We start from the raw sequence: 20,382 nt of genomic DNA on the forward strand, positions 1-20,382 counted from the left end.
CGAATGCGGCGCTCTCTCTCCCGGAGGATACTGCATGAAGGTCATCGCCTTCGACCCCTCGAAAAGCACCGGCTGGGCCTTCTGGGATACGGCCAAGGACCACTCGTCGATCGAATGCGGCGTGTTCGAAATGCCAAAAGGCGCCGACCACTACTACACCTCCGACCAGATCGGCTTGAAGGTGAAGGACATGATCCGGTCGCTGATCGCCCGTGGCGCAAAGCCGGACTTCGCGGTGCTAGAGGAGCAGTCGCTCGCCAAGATCGGCAACACCAGCGCCGATGCCATGATCTATCCCTGGGTGGCGACCTCGGCGATCGTCTCCACGCTGGCAAACTTCGGCATCCCCTACGGCACCCTGCCGGCGGTGACCTGGCGCGTCTCGTTCTTCGGCCGTGGCTTCAAGCCGCCGCTAGACACCAAGGGCAAGAAGGACTGGAAGAAGGCTGCAGTCGCCGCGTGCGAGCAGATGAGCATCGCCCTGCCGCCGCAGAAGGCGATCAACCACAACGCCGCCGAGGCCTGCGCTCTGGCCATCTGCTGTCACATCAAGGACATGAAACTCCACGCTCGCCGGTACGAACCCGCGCTGATGGCACTGCGCATGCAGCGCAACGAGCGTCCGGCCGGCGATCTGTTCGGGAGCGCGGCATAATGGCGAAGCTCACCGAACCTCAGGCCAAAGCTCATCAGCAGGCCTGCGATCTCCTCGCGAAGGACGTCCTGACAGAGGACGAGAAGATCTTCGTTCTCCAGAACTGGCAGGAATCCGCCTCGCACATCAACACAGTGGCCGGCGCCTTCTTCACGCCGTTCGACCTAGCCCGTGACTTCGCGATCGAGACCTTCGCCGGCCGCGTGATCGACCTCTGCGCCGGGATCGGCATGCTCTCCTTCGCGGTCAAGAGCAAGCTGGCGTGGGAGAGCGGGTCGCGCCTCGAGCTGACCTGCGTCGAGATCAACCCCGACTATGTCGCCGCCGGCCGCAAGATCTTGCCGGAGGCGAACTGGATCCAGGCGAGCGTCTTCGACGTGATCGACATGGGCCTCGGCAGTTTCGATCTCGCCATCAGCAACCCGCCGTTCGGTCGCATCTCACGCCCAGAGGGCAAGCGCGCACCCCGCTACACAGGCGCCGACTTCGAATTCCATGTGATCGACATCGCAGCGCATCTCGCCAGCTATGGCGTCTTCCTCCTCCCGCAGATGTCGAGCGGCTTCCGCTACAGCGGATCGCAGGAGTACCGGCGCGACACGAGCGGCAAGGCCTTCGACTTCCAGCAGCAGACGGGGATCTATCTCGGCCCGAACTGCGGGATCGATACGGCGCTCTATCGCGACGCCTGGCGCGGAGTGTCGCCGGTCTGCGAGATCGTGTGCTGCGAGTTCGATACGCAGGAGACAATCGAACCCGAGATCTTGATCGCGCCGCCGGCGCCCGTCCCCGCGGCCCCTGCAACTCGGCGCTCGATCGGAGTGCCGGCTCAACTGAACCTTTTTGGGAGCGCGGCATGACTGACTCACTCAAAATCATCGTTGACGTCTGGGGAGGCGAGAACAGCCAGGATTTTTTGTCTCGCTCGGTTCTGACCATGTCGGAGGCTCTCCGAGCCTCGCAGCAAGAACTGTCGGCCGGGTTCCTTGTGAACCTGCTCGCAGTTCTCGACGCCTCGGGATACGAGAACTTCGACCTGCGCTGCGGGAGGCCTTCATGAGGCTCTTCCAAGACTCATGGCCGTTCGGCGATCTGCAGCCCCACAGCTTCGACTTCATCATGGCAGACCCTCCGTGGAAGATGCAGGAGTGGTCGGACAACGGCGACAAGTCGAAGTCCACTCGGTCGAAATACCGCCTGATGACGCTCGACGAGATCAAGGCAATGCCGGTTCTCGACCTCGCGGCGCCTCATTGCCTCCTCTGGCTCTGGGCCACCAACCCGATGCTGCCGCAGGCGCTCGAGGTGATGGCCGCCTGGGGCTTCACCTTCGCCACCGCCGGCTCCTGGATGAAGACGACCCGGAACGGAAAGCAGGCGTTCGGGACCGGCTACATCTTCCGTACCTCGAACGAACCCATCCTGATCGGCAAGCGGGGCGAGCCGAAGACTTCGCGCTCCGTCCGGTCATCTTTCCCCGGCCTCGCCCGCGAGCACTCCCGCAAGCCCGAGGAGGGCTACAGCGCGGCCGAGCGGCTCATGCCCAAGGCCAACCGCCTCGAGCTCTTCTCGCGCACGAACCGCACCGGTTGGACGGTTTGGGGCGATGAGGCTGGAAAATTCGGAGAGGCGGCGTGATGCTATTCTCTAATCTCGATCCCAGCCTCAAGCGCCGCTGCGATGAACGCCAGCCGCGCCGCCTCGGCCGACTTCTTTCCCTTCATCGCAGCCTCAAGGACCAGAAGCGCCGCGTCCAGCTTCTCGCCGTCCTCGATCGGCCAGTCCTCGATCAGCGCCCAGGAGGCCTCCTGGTTATTGCGGATGGTCGTGAAGGCTCCCGGGCCCTCCAGCGCGAGGGTTACGCCCTTGTTCCAGTCGGTGGTCAAACCATGCTCTCCGTCTCAAAATTGAAGCGCCTCATAGCCTTCATCTGCGGTGATTGCGAGGTGGCAGCATGAACGTGCACGCCATGAACCGACCCCAGTTCGACCGGATCACAGATGACGACGCCTTCGAGGCGGCCGAGCTCTTCTTCGGGTGCATGTTCTCGGATGACAGCGTCCTCGGCGACTGCGGCCTGGAGCCCGAAGACTTTGTCGAAGAGATCCATGGCATCGTCTTCCGCGCCGCGATGGACCTTTACCGCAGCGGCCAAAAGGTCGGCCCGGTCTCGCTGAAACCATATCTGCCGGCGGCCTTCCGCTTCGATGCAAAGCGCGAAGTGGATTCGACACCGGCGCAATATCTGATGGCGCTGGTGAAGCGCGGCATTCACCCATCCGCCAAAGCCGAGCTGCCGGAGGCGATCGAGACGATCAAGAGCGTGGCCATGGCTCATATGGCAGCCAACGGCGGCGCCTACCTTCGGACGCTGGCGGAGGAGGGGCATTCCCTCCTGACGCTAGACGAGGAGATCAGCAGCGTCGAGCAGCGGTTCAAGGAGACTCGGGAGCGCCTGTCGGCCATGCGCTCGGGCACCTCGGCCGGCTCCAGCTACATCGCCATGTTCAACGCAGCCGCCCGCAACTCCGGCCTGGTCGGCGTGCCGATGCCGTTCAAGGAGCTAACCCGCGTTCTTTCCGAGCCTGTCTTCGAAGCCGGCAACCTCTACGGCCTCCTGTCCTCGTCAGGCGAGGGCAAGTCGAGCTTCACAATGCAGTTGATCTACCACGCCATCCGAGAGGGCCACCCGGTCCTCTTCCTCTCCTACGACCAGTCCTCCGGCCAGTGCGTCCGGCAGATGATCGCCCAGGTCCACGGCATAGAGGTCCGCCGGCAGAACCAGCCCGCCGAAATGCTCAAGCAGGACGAGCAGGACCAGTGCATCAACTTCGCCATGTGGATCGACCAGCAGCCGCTGGAGATCATCCGCTGCCAGCGCGAAGGCGTCGATCGACTGGTGACCTATGCCCGCCGCTTCATCAAGCGGATGGCCAACGGCCGCACCCCGTTCATCGTCCTCGACCACATCGGCAAGGTGAAGCCGCGCGATCCCAAGCTCTCCGCCGACCGGATCTCGGGCGAGGTGACGGTCGAGCTCAAGGCCTTGGCCGATGAGACAAAGTCCGCGGTCCTCGTCCTCAACCAACGCAACAGCGCCGGCGTCCGCCGCGACAATCCCCGGCCGATCGCCGCCGACCTCTACGGCGGGGAGGGCGCCCGGGCCGACTACGACGCCGTCATGTACCTCTACCGGGCCGAGAAATACAAAGCCGAGCGGGAGAAGATCGCGGCATCCGACGCCGACTGGAAGAAAATCAACAAGGTCTTCGGCAGCGAGATCGAGGGCATCGCCGAGATCGGCTCGATCAAGGTCCGCTTCGGAGACCCGACCATTACCGAAACGCTGAAGTTCGAGGCCCGCTACACGCGCTACGTCACCCCGCAGCCGGCGGCCGTACAGGGGAGGATGCTATGAGCAACCGAGTAGACTTCGGCGCCATGCGCCGCCCCACCGGCTGGATCGCCTGGTTTCGCCTTTATCACCACGGCGAGAACCGCGTGCTGCGCCAGCGCGGGATCGACATCCTTTTCGCATCCGAGGCCGAAGCCGAGAAGGCCGCCAAGGAGGAGTTCCTCCTGCAGATGAACAGCAAGACGGTCGCTGAGACGCTGACCGGCCCGACCACCAAGAAGGCGCTCGTGTTCCAGCAGGCCAACAACGTGTTCCGGGCGAAGGGCTCCGACCGCCTAACCGTCATTGAGCGCAAGGGGAGGGCATCGGCATGACCACAACCGCCGCAATCGACCCCATCGCCTACCAACGCGAGGCCGCCCGCCGACACTATGCCCAGCGCCAGCCCGAGCGAAAGCCACGGCCGCGCATCAAGCCAACGGCAGCCCCAGTTGCCGCGGAGCTGCCCGATCCGCCGGCCGTAGAAGCCGCTCCCAGGGCGTTCCTGCGCCGCCGCTGCAGCGAGCTCGACACCTCAGTCGACATTATCACCGGCCATTCGGTCGCGCGGGATGTTGCCTCGATCCGTCATCTGCTGATGTGGGAGATGCATTGCGCATTCCCTCGGCTCAGCCTGGCGCGTCTGGGCGGGATCTTCGGCAGGGATCACACAACGCTGATCAGCGCGCTGTGTAAGCACGGCTACGTCTGCAAACCCAAGGTCTTCGCCACCGATGAGCAGCGCGAAGAAGCCTATCGGCTGCTGCTTGCCGGCGCTTCCAATCGTGCGGCCGGCCGTGCAGTCGGCGTCAGCTATGCGACGATCGCGCTCTGGATCGACAAGTATGGCTGGGAGCTATCACGATGAACATCGCCAGCCCAATCACTCGGCCGTGCCCGTTCACCCGAACCGAGCACAAGATCGTCCAGCTGATCGCCAATGGCGTCCACACGAAGGACGCGGCCTTCATGCTCGGTCTATCGATCCACACGGTCAACGATTACGTCCAGGACGCGAAGCGCAAGGCCCGGGCCACCGGTCGCGATCATCTGGTCGCAATCTCGATCAGGAGCAAGTGGATCGAATGACGAATGGCCGGCTGCACAACTGCGACATCTACAAGGTGGCTCGCCAGTGCGGCGTGAAGCTCTTCGACGGCCATTTGCACAGCCCGACCAGCCGCAAGCCCTTCGAATGCTACTGCAAGCCGACGGTGCGCGAGATCGGGCAGGCGAATGGCGAGGATCACCTCCGGCTCGTCTTCATGCTCATGACCGGCACCAAGTCGAACGCGAGCGAACTCTATGCTGACATGATGCGCGCAGTGTCGTCGGTGCTCCTCCGCAACCCGAGCCTGGTTCGCTCGCCGTCGCTCGTCAGCGACTTCAACGCGATCGACCTCGGCAGCCTGCGCCGGAAGGCAAAGTCCATGAACTGCGGCATCCCGACCACCCACGTCCTTCGCGTGCTGATCGGGGTCCGCTTCTTCCGGCCCATCCAGGGCGACCTTATCGATATGCTCTCAGGAGAAGCCGCATGACCGAAATGATCGACAAGATGAAAGCCGCCATCGCGACAATGGATGGTGCGAACGACAACCTCTGCAGAGCGCTGATCGCGCTGGCAGCGCACGGGCAGATCACCATCATCCCGGCCGATGAGCGCCTCACGCCCAAACCCGTGATCATGGTTCCCGAACGCCTGTACCGAAGGATCGAGCAGCTGGTGCCGACGCTGCCCAAGGAGGAGAATGCCCAATGAAGTACCAGGCGTGGACGTGGAAGGCAGTCGAGGACCGCGTGATCGAGATGGCCGACACCATCCGGATGATGCCGAGGACACGAGGGCCCAAGCAGTTCGGCAGCAGCATGCCGGAGGCGGTGCAGAGCTTCTCCGAGGCCTATGGCTCGGAGGAAGCCCGGTACCGCGAGAGTGCGTCAGCAGCCGCCCTTGGCCGCAGCGAGCAGGTCTGGGGTTGGATCAACACCTTCCTGGACGAGCCTTCTCGCAAGCTGCTCTACGCCTGGTCATGGGTGAAAGTGCGCAAAGGCATGAAGATTTCGGCTTTCGCAGCACAAAATGATATGAACGACCGAATGCTACGACGGTCGATCCAATCGCATTGTCAATCTATTGCGAACAGTCTCAACCGGATTACCCTTCCTCGGCTGAACAATGGGGATTTACCCTTGTCCGAAAATGAGGGAGAACACGGTCAATCCGATGTAACGTCGAACTTCTGCGAGCGGACACCGCGGCAATGGATGGCACCGGATGCCAAGCCGATACTGGACATGGACAGTCCGGAGTTGGCCACCCTTATAGCCCGAATTGAGAAGGGCAACGAACGGCGGGAGCGCGAGGCGCGGCGCCGTCAGAAGTTGGGAATGGAGGCTTAGCCTCAACAGTCAGGCGGTTCGATCCCGCTCGCTGGCCGAGATCATGGTGAAAGAGACGGTTCGAGTCCGTCCCGGAGGGCGACCTCTAAGACAGTGCCCCAGTTGGGCGAGTCGCCTTAAACTTTTCAACCCAGCACGAGAGGACGCCAGCATGACCGAGGAACAGATCAAGCGCATGGTCAACCGCTTCCTGGGATGGCGCCTGCCTACCAGTTTTGCGCCGGACGGTGGGATCAGCTTTCGACGGACTTTCAACGAGCACACGTCACACCCCATGGAAGCGAAGCCGACCGGGACAAATCTGTTCACGGCTTCTGAGGCAGAGGCAATGATCCGGTACATGCTTGAAGACGAGCCCGTCTTCGAACCCGATCGAGCGGCGTAGCGCTCCCGCATGCCTGAAATGGAGCCGGGCTTTGCGGCCCGGTGTCGTTGAGTCAACTTGTCACGTTCTCCCTCAGCCAAGACCCGCCCTTTTCGTTCAGGGTGAATGACGCCCAGTCAGATCCGGGCTTCATTTCAATGACGACAAGGCCGTCGTCATTGTCGATTAACTTACACAAGATGTCTCTGATCGTTGGCGCCGGTCCATTCAACCTTCCAAACCAGACTGACTTCAAGGGCCAGATGCACTTCCAGTCTCTGAGTTGCTTTATCAATGCATCGTAGTTGCGGACCTTTCGAAGGTCATAGCTAATGACGTAAGCGGGCATGCGCATCTCCATTGGTTGAACCAGAGGATCATCATGCAGCCGGACGTGAGTCGGCAATTGTAAGTCGTCCCTCGTGCCCGCTGTGCCCGTTGTTCACAGTTTGTGCCGATTTCAGCAGTCGGGCACTTGACTTTGATTAGCGGCTCAAAATCAAACGGAAATCAAAATGGCTCCCCACAAGCGAGGCGGTAAGCGCGAAGGCGCAGGGCGGCCCACAGGAGCCCGCTCGCGCGCAACGAAGGCGCAGAAGGCGTCTCTGTCCGAACTGGCCCGAAAGCACACCAGCACCGCGCTGGACGCTCTGGTGAGCATCGCCTCTGACGGCGAAAGCGAGAGCGCCCGAGTGGCCGCAGCGAACGCGATCCTCGACCGGGCCTATGGCAAGCCCACGCAAGCCCATGAGCACAAGGGTGCGGTCGGCACCTATGACCTGACGAAGATGAGCGATGAGGAACTTGACCGCCTTGAGGCCATCCTCGGTCCACTTGCCGTCGATGGCGGACATTCGAGCGGAGAGGCTGAGGAGGAAGGCTGAGCACGACCGGCTGACGGTTGCCAAGGACGCCGAACGCATCCGAGCCCGCTGCCAGACGCTCTCCGGCTTCGTCCGTGAGGCTTGGCATGTGGTGGAGCCCAACTCGACCTTCGTGCACGGATGGCACCTGGACGCGATCTGCGACCATCTGGAGGCGGTGACCGACGGTCGGATAAACCGGCTGCTGATCAACGTGCCACCCGGCACCATGAAGTCGCTGCTGACTTCGGTCCTGTGGCCAGCCTGGGAATGGGGCCCGATGGGGCGCCCGTCGCTCCGGTACCTGACGACCAGCTACGCGGAGAAGTACGTCAAGCGCGACAGCCGGCGCATGCGCGATCTGGTCCAGTCCGAATGGTATCGGGCTCTGTGGCCGGAGGTCGAGCTTGTCAGGGCAGGCGAGGCGTCCTTCGCCAACACAAAGACGGGGTTTCGCGAGGGCGTGCCCTTCGCCAGCCTCACCGGCGGCCGCGGCGATCGAGTGATCATCGACGACCCGCATTCCACAGAGACGGCGGAGTCGGAAGCCGAGCGATCGAACACATCGCGCATCTTCCGGGAATCGGTCCCGACCCGACTGAACGACCCGATCCGATCGGCGATCATCGTCATCATGCAGCGCCTGCACGAGGAAGATGTCTCCGGCCAGATCATCAAGCTCGGCCTCGGGTACGAGCATCTGATGCTGCCGATGGAGTTCGAGCCCGAGCGGGCTTGCTCCACCAGCATCGGGTTTCGCGACCCACGCTCGGCCGATGGCGACCTGCTTTTCCCCGCTCGCTTCCCGCGGGAAGTGGTGGAGCGCGACAAGATCCCGATGGGCTCCTATGCCGTCGCTGGTCAATTCCAGCAGCGGCCGGCGCCTCGATCGGGCGGCATGTTCCAGCGTGGCGACTTCGAAATCGTTGATGCGGTGCCGGCGGGCGCACAGCGCTGCAGGGCGTGGGACTTCGCCGCGACACAGCAGAAGCCCGGTAAGCAGCCTGATTGGACTGTGGGCCTGCGCATGGCGTGGTCTGGCGGCATCTTCTACGTCGAGGACGTGAAGCGCGATCGGTGGTCGCCAGCGGACGTCGAGAAGAATCTGAAGGCCACAGCCAGCCAGGATGGTCTGGAAGTGAGGGTTCGCATTCCGGAAGATCCGGGCGCCGCCGGTAAATCCGATGCGGCGACCAAGCTGAAGCTGCTCGCTGGCTACAACGTGAAGGCCATCCGCCCGACCGGCGAGAAGGCCGTGCGCGCCAAGCCTGCGTCCGCCCAAGCCGAAGCTGGCAACGTGCGGCTGGTGAGGGGCAAGTGGAACGACGCCTTCCTCGACGAGCTCTGCTCGTTCCCGAACGCGCAATTTGACGACCAGGTGGACGCCTTTGCGGACGCGCTCAATGAGCTCGCCCTCGGCTCGACCTTCACCCTCGACAACATCTGAGGACGGACATGCTCAATGACAGCCTGACCAGTCTCGTGTCCCGCATGGGGACCGACCGGGACAAGGCGGCGACCGTCTTCTACACGAACCCGCTTCTCACGGACGACCAGATCCTCGCGGCCTATCGTGGCTCGTGGCTGCCGCGGAAGATCGTGGACATCCCGGCATTGGATGCCTGTCGCAAGTGGCGGGACTGGCAGGCCGAAAAGGGGCAGATCCAGTCGATCGAGGCGGAAGAGAACCGGCTGAACCTAAAGGGCAAGATCCTTGAGGCGCTGACCAAGGCGCGGCTGTTCGGCGGAGCTGCCATCTTCATCGGGACGGGATCACCGACCCCAGACAAGCCGCTGACAGACAGCGAGGTCGGGCGCCAGGGCCTGAAGTATCTGACGGTGCTCTCGCGCCGGGATATGACTCCGGGGCCGATTGATCAGAACGTCACGTCCGAGTTCCATGGCCGGCCGTCCTACTACGAGATGACCGGCGCCGATATGATGGTGCGGATCCACCCGTCGCGGCTGGTGCTGTTCGTTGGTGCGCGTCATCCCGACCCGCTCATGTCCGGGGCTCTGGAAGGTTGGGGCGACAGCGTCCTGACTTCCACGCTGGACGCGATCAAAAACGCCGACAGCACCGCCGGCAACATCGCCTCGCTGATCTTCGAGGCGAAGATCGACATCATCCGCATCCCGAACTTCATGGCCTCGCTCAGCGACGAGACCTACAAGCAGAAGATCATCGAGCGCTACACGCTGGCCAACATGGCCAAGGGCATCAACGGCACGCTGCTGCTCGACAAGGAAGAGGAATACGAGAGCAAGGCGGCACAGGTCGCGGGGCTCACTGACATCCTCATGGCCTTCATGCAGATCGTGTCGGGGGCCGCCGACATCCCCGTGACCCGCCTCCTGGGCCAGTCTCCGGCCGGCATGAACGCCACCGGCGCCTCGGACATGAAGAACTATCACGACCGGGTGCAGTCGATTCAACAGCTTGAACTGACGCCGGCGATGCACCGGCTCGACGAATGCGTGATCCGATCGGCGCTCGGTAGCCGGCCGCCCGAGGTCAATTATCGCTGGGCGCCGCTGGAGCAGATGAGCGAGAAGGAGCGGGCGGAGATCTTCACCGCCACAGCCAACGCAGCTCGCCAGCTGGTCGGCACCGGGGCAGGGCAGGAGATCATCGCTCGGGATGCCGTGTCCCGCGCTCTGGTGAACCGCCTGTCTGAGGATGGTGTGCTGCCAGGCATCGAGGACGCGGTCGAAGAGTTCGGCGAGATTGGCGAGCAGGAGCCATCGGCCGAGGAGCTCGCAGCGTCAGCAGCCGCCAGGGCCGCGAACGGCAACAACGTGACCCGGATGCAGCAGGCGGCGAATGATGCCGCTCCACGCACGCTCTACGTCAGCCGCAAGGTGCTGAACGCCGCGGATCTCATCGCTTGGGCGAAGGAGCAGGGCTTTACCTCCACGCTGGAGGCGTCCGATCTGCACGTCACGATCGCCTACAGCCGCGCTCCGGTCGATTGGATGGCCGTTGGCGAGACCTGGCAGAGCGAGCTCAAGGTTGCCGCCGGCGGGCCCCGTCTGCTCGAGCGCTTCGATGGCGGCGCCGTGGTGCTTCTGTTCAAGGCCGCCGAACTCGACTGGCGCCACGCCGACATCATCCGGGCCGGCGCCTCTTGGGATCACCCTGAGTACCAGAGCCACATCACGATCAGCTACGACGGCGATCCCGCCGATCTGAGCGGGATCGAACCATACCGAGGCGAGATCGTCCTCGGACCCGAGATCTTCGAAGAGCTGCGCGAGGACTGAAATGCCTGACCTCTACATCACGACCCAAAGCGGGCTGGCCTTTGACGACAGCTTCATTCCGCCGGCCAACGGCGATTACGGGCTGACCCTGTCTTTTGACCCGCGCAAGGGTTTTTCGGCCGACCCGATCGCCAATGGCTCGTACAACGGCATTCTGCTGCGCGGCCAGCCGGTGCTGATGAACTCGCTCAACCTTACCCTCAAGAAAGGTGCCTGAAAATGGCTTACGACCTCGCAACTGTTGCTGATCTGCAGGCTGTCCGCGCGGGCCTCGGTATCGCAGTCTCCGGGTCTGGACCTCTCAGGCCTGCCACCAAGTGGGGCGCCGCGCTTGCTGCGGTTATCGCCGGTCTCGCGAGCACGACTGTCCTCTTCGCTGGCGACAGCACGTGGATGGGTGTTGGGTATGGCTCCCCGTCTGGAGCGCCCACTGGTATTCAGACGACCGGGGCTCGCCCCTATACACCGGTCGCCGCGTTCGCCAAGTACCTGCAGCAGTTCGGCGTGCCGGCGTCGACTGACAGTTTCATGGGCCTGAACATCCGCGCCACGGACACGATCGCCGACTACAATGCTTATAATCCGAACACTCAGGTCGACACGGCGACCTGGACGATCGGCGGCACGGTATCTCTGGGCGGCAACACCTTCCGCAAGGCGTCGACCACGCTAGGCCCCATCATCTCCTACGATGACGAGAAGAGCACTCGCAAAATGTATGTGGTGCTCGACAACACGGTCGGCGCCACCTACGCAGTGAAGTGCGACGGAGCAACGGTCTACACATACACCGCCACCGGCGCTGCTGTGCCCGTCGTCATTTCGACGCCTCAACAGCCTGAGGGCTTCCACACGTGGGAAATGGAGTGCAGCTCCGGTCTCGTGTCCAACGTCGTCGGCGGTTGGTCCCATAACGACGTGACGCCGCGCGTGAACGTAATCAATGCGGGCTTCCGCGGACTGACCTCGTCGCTCTTTGCTGACGATACCACCGCATACACCGCCATGAAGGTCATGCCGCTCCTCGCGCCGACACTTCTGCCCTACGGCATCGGCATCAACGACGTTCGAACGGGTGGCGCCAACCTGACTACGGCTCAGATCGCTGCAAACCTTGCCGCTGTGCGAGCGAGGGTGACCACGGCCGACCTGCTTTTGGCGTCTCCGCACAGCATCGCTCCGGCGGATGATCTGGGCGCCGGTGCAAAGCACAAGGATCTGGTCGCGACGTTCACAGACCGCGCACTCGCCTGGTCGCTCAACCATTTCCAGATCAAGGACCTGATCGGCTCTTACAACAGCGGGAATCGGCGCGGTCAGTATTTCGACGGCCTGCACGTCCAAGATCGTTCGTTCGCAGATATCCAGGGTCGCGATCTGGCCCGGATCGCGATCTCGTCTGCTCGCCTGAGCTGACCGCCATGGCCTTCGTCACTATCGCCGCGCCTAAGTCTCCGGCAGACATCCCCTTGGTCGGGGTCTCGATCAAGCGGGCGAGGGGCAATGACAAGGCCTACCTCGTCACCGATGATCAGAACATCGCGTTGGCGAAGAACGTGGGCGCCAAGCTCCTTCGCATTGATGTCTATTGGGCCGACTGCGAGACGCAGCGCGGTGTCTATGACTTCTCCTCGGTCAAACCGCTCATCGATAAGGCGTGGAAGGCGGGAATGCAGGTGCTCCCCATCCTTGCCCGAGGAAACCGCCTCTACACGGGCGATTGGGATAAACCAGCCGTCACGCCGGAAGCCCGCGCAGCTTATGCGGCATTTGCTGTTGCGGCCGGCCGAGCGCTCGGCGTTCCATTCTTGGAGATCATGAACGAGCCCAACAACTCGGAGATGCTCGGTGGCCCAGTTGACCCCGAAGCATATGGGCGGCTCCTGAACGAAGTGCTCCTCGCCATGCAGGCAGCCGGCGTCAAGACCCCAGTTATCGCCGGCGGCCTGGGTGTCGGCGGTGAGGGCGGCTTCATGGCACCGAAAGACTTCATTGCCCGGGCTCTCCCATTTGTGACCGCGCCTGGTCTGCGAGCATGGGGTGTCCATCCCTATACGGGCGCCGACTGCTACTTGAGCGACCCGATGATGCGGCCGGAAGCCGTGCAGCAACGCAGCTTGTCGTTTCGACCAGCTGGCGTCCAGACAATGGTGTTCAACACCGAGCAGGGCTTTAGCGTCAAACACTGCGCGGGCAGCACGCTAGAGCAGAAGCGCGCCCGCCAGGCTGTCTTCGCCACACGGTTTGTCCTCTCCGCTCTGACCCAGTGGCAGATGGCGATCTGGTACAATCTCATCGATGACGGCAAGGACATGAACAACGTCGAGCAGGGCTTCGGGCTCTACGACTTCGACATGAAGATCAAGCCCGCCGGTCTCGCGTTCCAAGCCGCAATGGGGCTGCTCAACACATGCGCGTCCGTCATCGTCCGAAAGGATGGTGACCTGCTGCAGGGCCTCTTCAAAATGCCCAGCGGAGACACGATCACACTGGAAGCAGCGCCGCTCTAGCAGCCAACCGCCACCGAAAACGAGGCCATCATGCACTTCACCGACGCTGTCACGGTGTCCGGCGCGCGTCGGACGGCCGATGGATATCTCGTGGCTGAGGCCCGCTCGGTGCGGACCGGGATCCAGCTCTACACCGGCGCCGAGCTGGGTAAGCCCGAGATGGAGACGGTGCGCGTCTACCGGCCGGTCGATGCTGTCTTCGCGCCCGACAGCCTCCAGAGCTTCACCCACGCCCCGGTGACGATGGATCATCCTGCGGAGGCTGTGTCGGCCGATAACTGGAAGCAGCTCGCTGTGGGCGAGGTGAGCACCGCGGCGAAGAAAGACGGCGAGTGGGTGCACCTCCCGCTCATCCTTAAGGACGCGGCCGCCATCCAGAGCGTCGAGAGCGGAAAGCGGGAACTATCGGCCGGCTATGTCTGCGAACTCGTCTGGGGCGACGGCGTGGCTGAGGACGGGCAGGCCTACGACGCCAAGCAGCAGAACATCAAGATCAACCACCTGGCGATCGTCGATCGGGCTCGGGCTGGTTCAAAGGCTCGCATCGGCGACGGTGCGACTTCGTGGGGCGCTGCCCCGCTCAATGATCATCAACCCAAGAAGGAAACGATCATGACCCTGAAGACGGTAACCGTCGATGGTATCCCGGTCGAGGTGACCGACCAGGGCGCCATGGTCATCGACACGCTGCAGAAGCGGCTTGCCGATGCCAATGCGAAAATGAGCACGGCAGACGCCGCGCATCTTCAGGCCATCGCTGCCAAGGATGCGGATCTGGCCAAGAAGGACGCCGAGATCGACAACCTGAAGGCCAAGGTGCTTTCCGACGCCGATCTCGACAAGCGCGTGCAGGCCCGGGCCGATCTGATCGCCCTCGCCACCTCGATCGCCAAGGATGTGGCGACCGCCGGCCTGTCCGACGCTGCCATCCGCAAGGCTGTCGTGGTCGCCAAATTCGGCGATGCCGCCATTGCCGGCAAGTCCGACGCCTATGTCGACGCCCGCTTCGACCTGCTGGCCGAGGACGCGAAGGCCAACACCAACGCCGACCCCTTTGCCAAGGTGGTCCGCGACGGCCTGACGCCGGTCAACGGCAACCCCACCGCCACCGCGCATTCTGCAATGGTCTCTGACATGGCCAATGCATGGATGCACAACACCAAGGGAGCCGCATAATGGCCAACATCCAGAGCTCTTACGCCGCCACTCACGCGCGCTGGATCGAGGGCATGGTCCCTGACATGCGCCCGTCGGTCGATATCACCCGCGTGGTCGAGACGGCCGGCGGCATCGGCTTCGGCAAGGTCGCCCAGCGCGGTACCGCCGACAACCAGTGCAAGGTTTCCTCGGCCTCGCCGAAGTTCCTCGGCATCACGCTGCTCGACAACACCCAAGTCGGCGCCACCGTGGACACCTATCCGCAGTACGCCAACGCGGCGATCCGCCAGAAGGGCCCGGTTGTCGTCCAGGCATCCGTCGCGGTTGCTCAGGGTGACGATGTCTACTTCGTCCCGGCGACCGGCGTCCTCACCAATGTTTCCAGCGGCAACGTCCAGATCCCGGGCGCCAAGTGGGAGACGTCCACCACCGGCGCCGGCCTTGCCGTCGTCTTCCTCGGTTAAGGAGCGCCAGCAATGAACATGCATATCTCTGACGCGCAGCAGGTCGCGATGAGCTTCCTCATCCGACAGGCCGCGCTGATCGAGCCGACCGTCTACCAGATCCGCTATCAGGACATTCAGTATGCCCAGCTGATCCCGGTCGACACCTCGGCTCCCGAGTGGATCCAGTCCGTCACCTACTTCTCGATGGACTCGGTCGGCCAGGCACAGTGGTTCTCCGGTCTCGCGCAGGATGTCCCGAAGGTCGAAGTGACCCGCGAGAAGTTCGAAACCGGCGTCTCTATGGCCGCGATCGGCTACGGCTACACGCTGGAGGAGCTCGGCACCGCCCAGCTGCTCGGCATGAACCTGTCGGCCGACAAGGCCTCTGCGGCTCGTCGTGTGGCGGAGGAGAAGATCGACCAGGTCGCCTTCATCGGCGATGCCGCGAAGGGCTTCACCGGTCTAGTCAACTCGCCTTCTCCGACCGCCACCACTGCGCCGGCAGACGGCACCGGCTCGGCCACCACCTTCGCCAGCAAGACGCCCGACCAGATCCTCCGGGATATCAATGGCGTCCTTACCGGCATCTTCACCGGCTCGCTCGGTGCGGAAGTGGCCGACACCCTGCTGCTGCCGTATCAGGTCATGCTCGACCTCTCGACGCGCCGCATCGATCCGGTCAACCAGACCACGATCCTGGAGTGGATCCAGCAGAACAACATCTACACCCGCACGACCGGTCAGCCCCTGACCATCCGCGGCGTGTTCGGCTACCTCGACACCGTCGGCGCCGGCAACACCAAGCGCATGGTGGCCTACCGCCGCTCGCCCGAGGTGCTGAAGATGCACATGCCGATGCCGTTCCGTTTCCTGCCGGCCTGGCAGACGGGTCCGATGAAGTTCGACGTGCCCGGCATCTTCCGCCTGGGCGGCGTCGACATCCGCCGGTCGCGCTCCGTTCGCTACCTTGACGGCGTATAAGGAGCGATGAATATGAAGATCACCAACACCCAGAAGGGTCCGCGCGGCGTCAACACCGTGGCGGGCCCGGTCCTGATCGAACCGGATCAGACCTTCGAAGGCGACGTGTTCGAGCGGGAGCGCGAGCACATCGAGGCGGCCGGCTGGTTCAAGGTCGAGGGCTCCTACACCCCCGATCCGTCCCGCGGGCCTGCGCCGGCCCCGGCTCCGGCTCCTGCCGCACAGTCGAATAATGGCGAGGTGGAAGCGCTGCGCCGGCAGTTGGCCGAGCGGGATGCCGAGATCGTCAAGCTCAAGGCTGCGGCTGAGAACGACGAGCCCGATCGTGAAGACCTCAAAAAGCAGGCCAAGGAGCTGGGCATCGAGCATGCCCCGAACATCTCCACCGCCAAGCTCAAAGACCTGATCGACGCCAAGCTGGCGTCCTGAATCCTCTTCCTCCCGGAGAACGACATGGCTGGCTTTGGCGATAACCCAAGCTTTCGGGTCTACGCGACCGCCGCCGGCTATGTCGTTCCGGATGGGACGACCGATGCCCAGATCGCCGCGGCCCGTCAGCGCGGCGCTCTGGTGATCGATCGATACGAGAAGCGCTTCGGCGGAGTCCGCACGGCTGGCTTCAGCCAGGAGCGATCATGGCCACGTAACGGCGCTCAGACCACATGGGGGCAGGCGATCCCCTTCGACGAGATCCCGGCCGCCATCGTGGCCGCGTCCTATGAGGCAGCCTTTCTCGAGCTGACCAATCCCGGCAGCCTATCGCCGGTGGTGACCGGCTCTACTGCGGTCAAGCGTGAGAAGGTCGGGCAGCTGGAAGTCGAGTATGCCTCAAGCACGTCCTCATCTCCTGCGGACCTCGTGGCGCTGGCCACCCCGGTGGTCACGGCGATCGAGACTCTGCTCGCCCCGTTCCTGATGCCGCACCTTCCGGGCGCGCTGGTGGTCTGATGGCGAACCCGCTCTATGCACGCCTGCAGGCCACGGCCGAGCGCCTGATCGCGAAATTCGGCCAGAGCGGCACGCTGACGCGCTCAGCGAAGCCGGACGCTGTCGAGGGTGGCGAACCGGTCGGAACGCCGTACACGGTCACGTTAGTGCCCATGACCTATGAGGCCCGCGAGATCGACGGGACGCTGATCAAAGTTGGCGACGTCAAGCTCTACCTCTCCGCCGTCGGGCTGCCGATCGATCCGAAGCCGGGCGATCTCGTCACCGCCAACGGCAAGACGTTCCGCATCGTCAATGGCGACCCCAACCGATACGACGGCGTGACGCCGGTCGTGCACATCTGCCAAGCGAGGACCGCGTGACCTTCGACGAGCTGCTCCAGCAGTATGACCCGCGCGTCGCTGCGGCATTCCGGGCAGCGATTGCGAACATCAAATCGCATATCGTCTTGAAAGCGATCGTTGAGCGCTTGGAGCGTGGCGATATCTCTGGCGCAGTCTCTGCCGTGCAATTCGAGCCCGAGGCGTTCGCCGAGTTGGAGCTCGCTCTCAGCGAGGCCTTCAATGCCGGCGGCGTCAACATGGTCCAGAGCCTGCCGGCCGTGGTCGCGCCTGATGGCACGCGAGTGCTGTGGCATTTCGGCGTGAGGAACTTGGAGGCGGAGCGGCTGCTGCGCGAGCAGCTGGTCACGCTGGTGACGAACATCACCGCCGACCAGCAGCAGTCACTGCGGCTAGGTTTCGAAGGTGGCTTGGCAAAGGGGCAGAACCCGACGCGTACCGCGCTGGACGTGATTGGCCGGGTCAACCGCATCACCGGCAAGCGGGAAGGGGGCTACATCGGCCTCACCTCCCGCCAGGTCGAGTTCATCGATCGGGCAAAGGCGAACCTGCTGGCGGGCGACGTCGAGGGCATGCGCGCCTACCTAGACCTGAAGACGCGCGACAAGCGCTTCGACCGGACTGTGGCAAAGGCGATCCGCGAGGGGCGACCGGTCGAAGCCGAGATGGTCCGCAAGATCATCATGCGGCTCTCGGACAAGAACTTGCTGTTGCGAGGCCAGACCATCGGCCTGGAGGAGACGCGCACCGCGCTGCTTACTGCGCGGGATAACGCGATCCGCCAGCAGATCGGAGCCGGGAAGATCACCGAGCAGGAGGTTCTGAAGATCTGGAAGCACTCCGGATCCGAGCATCCCCGCATGCAGCACGTCGAGATGGCGGCGCGATACAAGGCGCAGGGCATTCCGCTGGAGCAGCCGTTCGTGGCCGGCGACGGCACGCTGATGATGTACCCACATGCCCCAGGCGTGCCGGCGAGACACCGCATCGGGTGCAAGTGCCGTGTCGAGTATGACATCGACTATCTGGCAGCCGGCCTTCGCCGCTACCGGGCGAGAGCTGCCTGATGGCGACGCTCTCGTTCGCCGCGGCGGTGGCCCAGTTCGCTGAGAAAGTGCCGGAAGCCGTTGAGACTGTGCGCAACCTGAGCGCTGCGGACGTCGTCAAGGAGATGCAGACGCTCGACCGGGAAGGTGGGCGGATGCCGTTCAAGACCGGCTTCCTGCAGGACTCTTTGCTTGCGTCGACTGCCGCCATGCCCAGGATTAATCCGAACGCCCACCCGGCTGAAGGCGCGACGTACAAGTTCGACTTCGCCGCGATCGAGGCGGTGATCCTAAACGCCTCGCTCGAGGATGATCTCTACTTCGGCTACACCGCCGCCTACGCCGCTCATCAGGAATACGGGGCGCGTGGCAGGCCTGGGGCGGCCTTCGTGCGCCTCGCTGCGCAGAACTGGCCGGTTCATGTCACTCGGAACGCTGAGAAGGTTCGGAAGGCGTTTGGCCTGTAGGGGCCTCGGTCTTCATCAACAGTGTCATCTGGAACGTGAAGAGCGAGAGCCGTGCCGCCTTCAGGGTGTTGTTGCCGAACTCGGTCGCACCGACCTCCTTCGCGAGCATCAGGAACGCTTCGTGCAGGCGCTCGTGAACCTCGACGTCCGACAATGGCGGTCTCTCTGACATATGGAATCGGTACATGGCGACGGGCACTGACGCAATGATCTTCAGCGCGCTGGCGACGCACCTGCGCACGATGCCGGACGCGCTGCCGATCGCCGGCCCGAACATCAACTTCCCCGATGCAGGCGAGGACAAACCAGCCAAGTTCATTGATCTGCTCTTCCTGCCCAACCGGACGCGGCAGATCACGCTCGGGCCGGATCCACAGCAAAAGCTTGGCCTGCTCCAGGCGTCAGTCATGTGGCCGAAGGGGTATGGGCTAACCGATGCCTTGGACGTCGCTGGTCAGATCATCGACCGGTTCAAGAACCAGACACTCTTTGCCTCTGGCGTGAAGATCACGATCAGCAGCGAGCCTTGGGCCGGCGGCCCGATCCAAGACGATGACCGCATGAAGGTGCCGGTCACGATCCCCTACCACGCGTTCGAACCGGAGGCTTAGCCATGCCGAACAAGTCCACGAAATTTGGGAGCAAGGTCTATGTCTGCGCCTTGGCTCAGAACACCGACCTGACGTCCACGACGTATGCCGCGCTCACCTGGGTCCAGGTCGGCAAGGTTGGGAACATCGGCGACTTCGGCGCCACCTCGACCATGAACACCTACAACACCCTCGACGAGCCGGTGAGCCAGCAGCAGAAAGGCACGGCGAACGCCGGCAGCCCGCAGATCGAGGTTGCCTCGGTGGCGAACGACGCCGGCCAGGTAATCCTGCGCACCTTCGGCGACCCGCTGAACCAGGACAACATGGCCATCAAGATCGAACGCAACGACAAGCTGACGTCGGGCGGCGCCAACACCGTCTTCTACAGTCGTGGCGTCGTGTCCGGCCCGCTCTACCCGGGCGGCGGTTCGGACGACTTCGAGCTCGAGCGGTTCACGATCGGCCTGAACCAGCTCCCCATCCGCGTGAACGCCACCTGAAGGACACCCCATGGACATCTCTCAGCTCGTCAATTCCGAAGATCTCTTCGAGCTCCATCTCACCGCGCCGGAGTCGGAGGAGCGCCTTGGCATCCGCTTTCGTATCCGCTCGGCCGAGAGCGAGGCGGTCAAGCGCATCTCGCGCCAGCACGCCGACAAGCTGCTTGCCAGCCGCAAGCAGAAGCTGACCTCCAGCAAGGTCGAGGACGAGCTTCTCGACAAAGCCGCCGCTGCGATCGAATCCTGGGACTGGGGCGACCACAGCTGGAAGGGCGAGAAGCCGGAATGCACCTTCAAGCTTGCGCGCGAAGTGGTGCAGGAAGCGCCTTGGATCTATGAGCAGGTCCGCCAGGCCTCGGATGACCGCGCAAATTTTACCAAGTCCTTTCCGAAGGACTCTGCGAAGCCGTCGGCGTAGTCGCGCGGAACGATAGCGTCCGCGACAGCCGGGG

Annotated in this window: 31 protein-coding genes; 29 read left to right on the forward strand and 2 right to left on the reverse strand. The window is 63.4% G+C overall.

What is annotated here, in order from left to right; all coding sequences use genetic code 11:
* Positions 1–34 precede the first annotated feature (34 nt).
* Genes ACLE20_RS13325 through ACLE20_RS13340 form a run of 4 tightly spaced genes read left to right on the forward strand, consistent with a single transcriptional unit; the run spans position 35 to position 2,293 of the window.
* Positions 35–655, forward strand: a complete 621-nt coding sequence (locus ACLE20_RS13325; RefSeq protein ID WP_410940780.1) for a hypothetical protein — start codon at positions 35–37, stop codon at positions 653–655.
* The gene (locus ACLE20_RS13330; RefSeq protein ID WP_410940781.1) at positions 655–1,515 is read left to right on the forward strand and encodes a methyltransferase; all 861 of its coding nucleotides are present in this window, start codon (positions 655–657) and stop codon (positions 1,513–1,515) included. The genes ACLE20_RS13325 and ACLE20_RS13330 overlap by 1 nt, the downstream gene beginning before the upstream one ends.
* Positions 1,512–1,715: a hypothetical protein gene (locus ACLE20_RS13335; protein WP_410940782.1), complete on the forward strand. Its 204-nt coding sequence runs from the start codon at positions 1,512–1,514 to the stop codon at positions 1,713–1,715. The genes ACLE20_RS13330 and ACLE20_RS13335 overlap by 4 nt, the downstream gene beginning before the upstream one ends.
* Positions 1,712–2,293 (forward strand): MT-A70 family methyltransferase, encoded by a 582-nt coding sequence (locus ACLE20_RS13340; protein ID WP_410940783.1) that lies wholly within the window; start codon positions 1,712–1,714, stop codon positions 2,291–2,293. The genes ACLE20_RS13335 and ACLE20_RS13340 overlap by 4 nt, the downstream gene beginning before the upstream one ends.
* 2 nt (positions 2,294–2,295) lie before the next feature.
* Here the strand turns inward: ACLE20_RS13340 and ACLE20_RS13345 are convergent, their stop codons facing one another.
* A complete protein-coding gene (locus tag ACLE20_RS13345) occupies positions 2,296–2,541 on the reverse strand; it encodes a DUF982 domain-containing protein (RefSeq protein WP_410940784.1) in 246 nt (81 codons plus the stop codon).
* An 83-nt stretch (positions 2,542–2,624) separates the two neighbouring features.
* Here ACLE20_RS13345 and ACLE20_RS13350 point away from each other — a divergent pair, with 83 nt between their 5' ends.
* From ACLE20_RS13350 to ACLE20_RS13455, 22 genes are all read left to right on the forward strand, one after another.
* Positions 2,625–4,073 carry a DnaB-like helicase C-terminal domain-containing protein gene (locus ACLE20_RS13350; protein ID WP_410940785.1) on the forward strand — a complete coding sequence of 483 codons (1,449 nt, stop codon included), beginning with the start codon at positions 2,625–2,627 and terminating at the stop codon, positions 4,071–4,073.
* Positions 4,070–4,384, forward strand: a complete 315-nt coding sequence (locus ACLE20_RS13355; RefSeq protein ID WP_410940786.1) for a hypothetical protein — start codon at positions 4,070–4,072, stop codon at positions 4,382–4,384. Before ACLE20_RS13350 ends, ACLE20_RS13355 begins: the two co-directional genes overlap by 4 nt.
* Positions 4,381–4,917: a hypothetical protein gene (locus ACLE20_RS13360; RefSeq protein ID WP_410940787.1), complete on the forward strand. Its 537-nt coding sequence runs from the start codon at positions 4,381–4,383 to the stop codon at positions 4,915–4,917. The genes ACLE20_RS13355 and ACLE20_RS13360 overlap by 4 nt, the downstream gene beginning before the upstream one ends.
* Positions 4,914–5,138 (forward strand): helix-turn-helix transcriptional regulator, encoded by a 225-nt coding sequence (locus ACLE20_RS13365; protein ID WP_410940788.1) that lies wholly within the window; start codon positions 4,914–4,916, stop codon positions 5,136–5,138. The genes ACLE20_RS13360 and ACLE20_RS13365 overlap by 4 nt, the downstream gene beginning before the upstream one ends.
* The gene (locus tag ACLE20_RS13370) at positions 5,135–5,590 is read left to right on the forward strand and encodes a hypothetical protein (protein WP_410940789.1); all 456 of its coding nucleotides are present in this window, start codon (positions 5,135–5,137) and stop codon (positions 5,588–5,590) included. The genes ACLE20_RS13365 and ACLE20_RS13370 overlap by 4 nt, the downstream gene beginning before the upstream one ends.
* Positions 5,587–5,811 (forward strand): hypothetical protein, encoded by a 225-nt coding sequence (locus tag ACLE20_RS13375; protein ID WP_410940790.1) that lies wholly within the window; start codon positions 5,587–5,589, stop codon positions 5,809–5,811. The genes ACLE20_RS13370 and ACLE20_RS13375 overlap by 4 nt, the downstream gene beginning before the upstream one ends.
* Positions 5,808–6,449, forward strand: a complete 642-nt coding sequence (locus ACLE20_RS13380; protein ID WP_410940791.1) for a hypothetical protein — start codon at positions 5,808–5,810, stop codon at positions 6,447–6,449. The genes ACLE20_RS13375 and ACLE20_RS13380 overlap by 4 nt, the downstream gene beginning before the upstream one ends.
* A gap of 151 nt (positions 6,450–6,600) precedes the next feature.
* Complete coding sequence (locus ACLE20_RS13385; protein ID WP_410940792.1) at positions 6,601–6,834, forward strand: hypothetical protein; 234 nt, start codon at positions 6,601–6,603, stop codon at positions 6,832–6,834.
* Between the two features lie 632 nt (positions 6,835–7,466).
* Positions 7,467–7,697 (forward strand): hypothetical protein, encoded by a 231-nt coding sequence (locus ACLE20_RS13390; RefSeq protein WP_410940793.1) that lies wholly within the window; start codon positions 7,467–7,469, stop codon positions 7,695–7,697.
* Positions 7,657–9,123 (forward strand): phage terminase large subunit, encoded by a 1,467-nt coding sequence (gene terL / locus ACLE20_RS13395; protein ID WP_410940794.1) that lies wholly within the window; start codon positions 7,657–7,659, stop codon positions 9,121–9,123. The genes ACLE20_RS13390 and terL overlap by 41 nt, the downstream gene beginning before the upstream one ends.
* 8 nt (positions 9,124–9,131) lie before the next feature.
* Entirely contained in the window at positions 9,132–10,940 is a 1,809-nt protein-coding gene (locus ACLE20_RS13400; RefSeq protein WP_410940795.1) for an anti-CBASS protein Acb1 family protein, read from the forward strand.
* Position 10,941: 1 nt separating this feature from the next.
* Entirely contained in the window at positions 10,942–11,157 is a 216-nt protein-coding gene (locus ACLE20_RS13405; RefSeq protein WP_410940796.1) for a hypothetical protein, read from the forward strand.
* 2 nt (positions 11,158–11,159) lie between these two features.
* Positions 11,160–12,356, forward strand: coding sequence for a hypothetical protein (locus ACLE20_RS13410; protein ID WP_410940797.1), 1,197 nt, complete (start codon positions 11,160–11,162; stop codon positions 12,354–12,356).
* 5 nt (positions 12,357–12,361) lie between these two features.
* On the forward strand, positions 12,362–13,450 hold the full coding sequence (locus tag ACLE20_RS13415; protein WP_410940798.1) for a hypothetical protein: 1,089 nt from the start codon (positions 12,362–12,364) through the stop codon (positions 13,448–13,450).
* 30 nt (positions 13,451–13,480) lie between these two features.
* On the forward strand, positions 13,481–14,626 hold the full coding sequence (locus ACLE20_RS13420) for a DUF2213 domain-containing protein (RefSeq protein WP_410940799.1): 1,146 nt from the start codon (positions 13,481–13,483) through the stop codon (positions 14,624–14,626).
* The gene (locus tag ACLE20_RS13425; RefSeq protein WP_410940800.1) at positions 14,626–15,072 is read left to right on the forward strand and encodes a DUF2190 domain-containing protein; all 447 of its coding nucleotides are present in this window, start codon (positions 14,626–14,628) and stop codon (positions 15,070–15,072) included. Before ACLE20_RS13420 ends, ACLE20_RS13425 begins: the two co-directional genes overlap by 1 nt.
* 12 nt (positions 15,073–15,084) lie before the next feature.
* A complete protein-coding gene (locus ACLE20_RS13430) occupies positions 15,085–16,035 on the forward strand; it encodes a DUF2184 domain-containing protein (RefSeq protein ID WP_410940801.1) in 951 nt (316 codons plus the stop codon).
* 12 nt (positions 16,036–16,047) lie between these two features.
* The gene (locus ACLE20_RS13435) at positions 16,048–16,464 is read left to right on the forward strand and encodes a hypothetical protein (protein WP_410940802.1); all 417 of its coding nucleotides are present in this window, start codon (positions 16,048–16,050) and stop codon (positions 16,462–16,464) included.
* 24 nt (positions 16,465–16,488) lie between these two features.
* The gene (locus ACLE20_RS13440; protein WP_410940803.1) at positions 16,489–16,983 is read left to right on the forward strand and encodes a DnaT-like ssDNA-binding protein; all 495 of its coding nucleotides are present in this window, start codon (positions 16,489–16,491) and stop codon (positions 16,981–16,983) included.
* The gene (locus tag ACLE20_RS13445) at positions 16,983–17,345 is read left to right on the forward strand and encodes a hypothetical protein (RefSeq protein ID WP_410940804.1); all 363 of its coding nucleotides are present in this window, start codon (positions 16,983–16,985) and stop codon (positions 17,343–17,345) included. The genes ACLE20_RS13440 and ACLE20_RS13445 overlap by 1 nt, the downstream gene beginning before the upstream one ends.
* Positions 17,342–18,391 (forward strand): head morphogenesis protein, encoded by a 1,050-nt coding sequence (locus ACLE20_RS13450; protein WP_410940805.1) that lies wholly within the window; start codon positions 17,342–17,344, stop codon positions 18,389–18,391. The genes ACLE20_RS13445 and ACLE20_RS13450 overlap by 4 nt, the downstream gene beginning before the upstream one ends.
* Positions 18,391–18,837, forward strand: a complete 447-nt coding sequence (locus ACLE20_RS13455; RefSeq protein ID WP_410940806.1) for an HK97 gp10 family phage protein — start codon at positions 18,391–18,393, stop codon at positions 18,835–18,837. The genes ACLE20_RS13450 and ACLE20_RS13455 overlap by 1 nt, the downstream gene beginning before the upstream one ends.
* Here ACLE20_RS13455 and ACLE20_RS13460 read toward each other — a convergent pair.
* A complete protein-coding gene (locus ACLE20_RS13460; RefSeq protein ID WP_410940807.1) occupies positions 18,794–18,991 on the reverse strand; it encodes a hypothetical protein in 198 nt (65 codons plus the stop codon). The genes ACLE20_RS13455 and ACLE20_RS13460 overlap by 44 nt on opposite strands.
* A 31-nt stretch (positions 18,992–19,022) precedes the next feature.
* Here ACLE20_RS13460 and ACLE20_RS13465 point away from each other — a divergent pair, with 31 nt between their 5' ends.
* The 3 genes from ACLE20_RS13465 to ACLE20_RS13475 are packed head-to-tail and all read left to right on the forward strand — an operon-like array spanning position 19,023 to position 20,348.
* Positions 19,023–19,448: a phage tail terminator-like protein gene (locus ACLE20_RS13465; RefSeq protein ID WP_410940808.1), complete on the forward strand. Its 426-nt coding sequence runs from the start codon at positions 19,023–19,025 to the stop codon at positions 19,446–19,448.
* 2 nt (positions 19,449–19,450) lie between these two features.
* Positions 19,451–19,930, forward strand: a complete 480-nt coding sequence (locus ACLE20_RS13470) for a hypothetical protein (RefSeq protein WP_410940809.1) — start codon at positions 19,451–19,453, stop codon at positions 19,928–19,930.
* Positions 19,931–19,940: 10 nt separating this feature from the next.
* Complete coding sequence (locus ACLE20_RS13475) at positions 19,941–20,348, forward strand: hypothetical protein (protein WP_410940810.1); 408 nt, start codon at positions 19,941–19,943, stop codon at positions 20,346–20,348.
* Positions 20,349–20,382 lie beyond the last annotated feature (34 nt).

It is taken from the genome of Rhizobium sp. YIM 134829, from assembly GCF_046546455.1.

What these genes read in the sequence shown, in the direction of transcription:
- ACLE20_RS13385 (WP_410940792.1), top strand. Translation starts at nt 6,601, where the DNA reads ATGACCGAGGAACAGATCAAGCGCATGGTCAACCGCTTCCTGGGATGG.
- ACLE20_RS13465 (WP_410940808.1), top strand. Translation starts at nt 19,023, where the DNA reads ATGGCGACGGGCACTGACGCAATGATCTTCAGCGCGCTGGCGACGCAC.
- ACLE20_RS13375 (WP_410940790.1), top strand. Translation starts at nt 5,587, where the DNA reads ATGACCGAAATGATCGACAAGATGAAAGCCGCCATCGCGACAATGGAT.
- terL (WP_410940794.1), top strand. Translation starts at nt 7,657, where the DNA reads ATGGCGGACATTCGAGCGGAGAGGCTGAGGAGGAAGGCTGAGCACGAC.
- ACLE20_RS13365 (WP_410940788.1), top strand. Translation starts at nt 4,914, where the DNA reads ATGAACATCGCCAGCCCAATCACTCGGCCGTGCCCGTTCACCCGAACC.
- ACLE20_RS13440 (WP_410940803.1), top strand. Translation starts at nt 16,489, where the DNA reads ATGGCTGGCTTTGGCGATAACCCAAGCTTTCGGGTCTACGCGACCGCC.
- ACLE20_RS13335 (WP_410940782.1), top strand. Translation starts at nt 1,512, where the DNA reads ATGACTGACTCACTCAAAATCATCGTTGACGTCTGGGGAGGCGAGAAC.
- ACLE20_RS13425 (WP_410940800.1), top strand. Translation starts at nt 14,626, where the DNA reads ATGGCCAACATCCAGAGCTCTTACGCCGCCACTCACGCGCGCTGGATC.
- ACLE20_RS13455 (WP_410940806.1), top strand. Translation starts at nt 18,391, where the DNA reads ATGGCGACGCTCTCGTTCGCCGCGGCGGTGGCCCAGTTCGCTGAGAAA.
- ACLE20_RS13415 (WP_410940798.1), top strand. Translation starts at nt 12,362, where the DNA reads ATGGCCTTCGTCACTATCGCCGCGCCTAAGTCTCCGGCAGACATCCCC.
- ACLE20_RS13330 (WP_410940781.1), top strand. Translation starts at nt 655, where the DNA reads ATGGCGAAGCTCACCGAACCTCAGGCCAAAGCTCATCAGCAGGCCTGC.
- ACLE20_RS13355 (WP_410940786.1), top strand. Translation starts at nt 4,070, where the DNA reads ATGAGCAACCGAGTAGACTTCGGCGCCATGCGCCGCCCCACCGGCTGG.
- ACLE20_RS13370 (WP_410940789.1), top strand. Translation starts at nt 5,135, where the DNA reads ATGACGAATGGCCGGCTGCACAACTGCGACATCTACAAGGTGGCTCGC.
- ACLE20_RS13405 (WP_410940796.1), top strand. Translation starts at nt 10,942, where the DNA reads ATGCCTGACCTCTACATCACGACCCAAAGCGGGCTGGCCTTTGACGAC.
- ACLE20_RS13350 (WP_410940785.1), top strand. Translation starts at nt 2,625, where the DNA reads ATGAACCGACCCCAGTTCGACCGGATCACAGATGACGACGCCTTCGAG.
- ACLE20_RS13360 (WP_410940787.1), top strand. Translation starts at nt 4,381, where the DNA reads ATGACCACAACCGCCGCAATCGACCCCATCGCCTACCAACGCGAGGCC.
- ACLE20_RS13400 (WP_410940795.1), top strand. Translation starts at nt 9,132, where the DNA reads ATGCTCAATGACAGCCTGACCAGTCTCGTGTCCCGCATGGGGACCGAC.
- ACLE20_RS13430 (WP_410940801.1), top strand. Translation starts at nt 15,085, where the DNA reads ATGAACATGCATATCTCTGACGCGCAGCAGGTCGCGATGAGCTTCCTC.
- ACLE20_RS13340 (WP_410940783.1), top strand. Translation starts at nt 1,712, where the DNA reads ATGAGGCTCTTCCAAGACTCATGGCCGTTCGGCGATCTGCAGCCCCAC.
- ACLE20_RS13380 (WP_410940791.1), top strand. Translation starts at nt 5,808, where the DNA reads ATGAAGTACCAGGCGTGGACGTGGAAGGCAGTCGAGGACCGCGTGATC.
- ACLE20_RS13325 (WP_410940780.1), top strand. Translation starts at nt 35, where the DNA reads ATGAAGGTCATCGCCTTCGACCCCTCGAAAAGCACCGGCTGGGCCTTC.
- ACLE20_RS13470 (WP_410940809.1), top strand. Translation starts at nt 19,451, where the DNA reads ATGCCGAACAAGTCCACGAAATTTGGGAGCAAGGTCTATGTCTGCGCC.
- ACLE20_RS13410 (WP_410940797.1), top strand. Translation starts at nt 11,160, where the DNA reads ATGGCTTACGACCTCGCAACTGTTGCTGATCTGCAGGCTGTCCGCGCG.
- ACLE20_RS13475 (WP_410940810.1), top strand. Translation starts at nt 19,941, where the DNA reads ATGGACATCTCTCAGCTCGTCAATTCCGAAGATCTCTTCGAGCTCCAT.
- ACLE20_RS13435 (WP_410940802.1), top strand. Translation starts at nt 16,048, where the DNA reads ATGAAGATCACCAACACCCAGAAGGGTCCGCGCGGCGTCAACACCGTG.
- ACLE20_RS13420 (WP_410940799.1), top strand. Translation starts at nt 13,481, where the DNA reads ATGCACTTCACCGACGCTGTCACGGTGTCCGGCGCGCGTCGGACGGCC.
- ACLE20_RS13445 (WP_410940804.1), top strand. Translation starts at nt 16,983, where the DNA reads ATGGCGAACCCGCTCTATGCACGCCTGCAGGCCACGGCCGAGCGCCTG.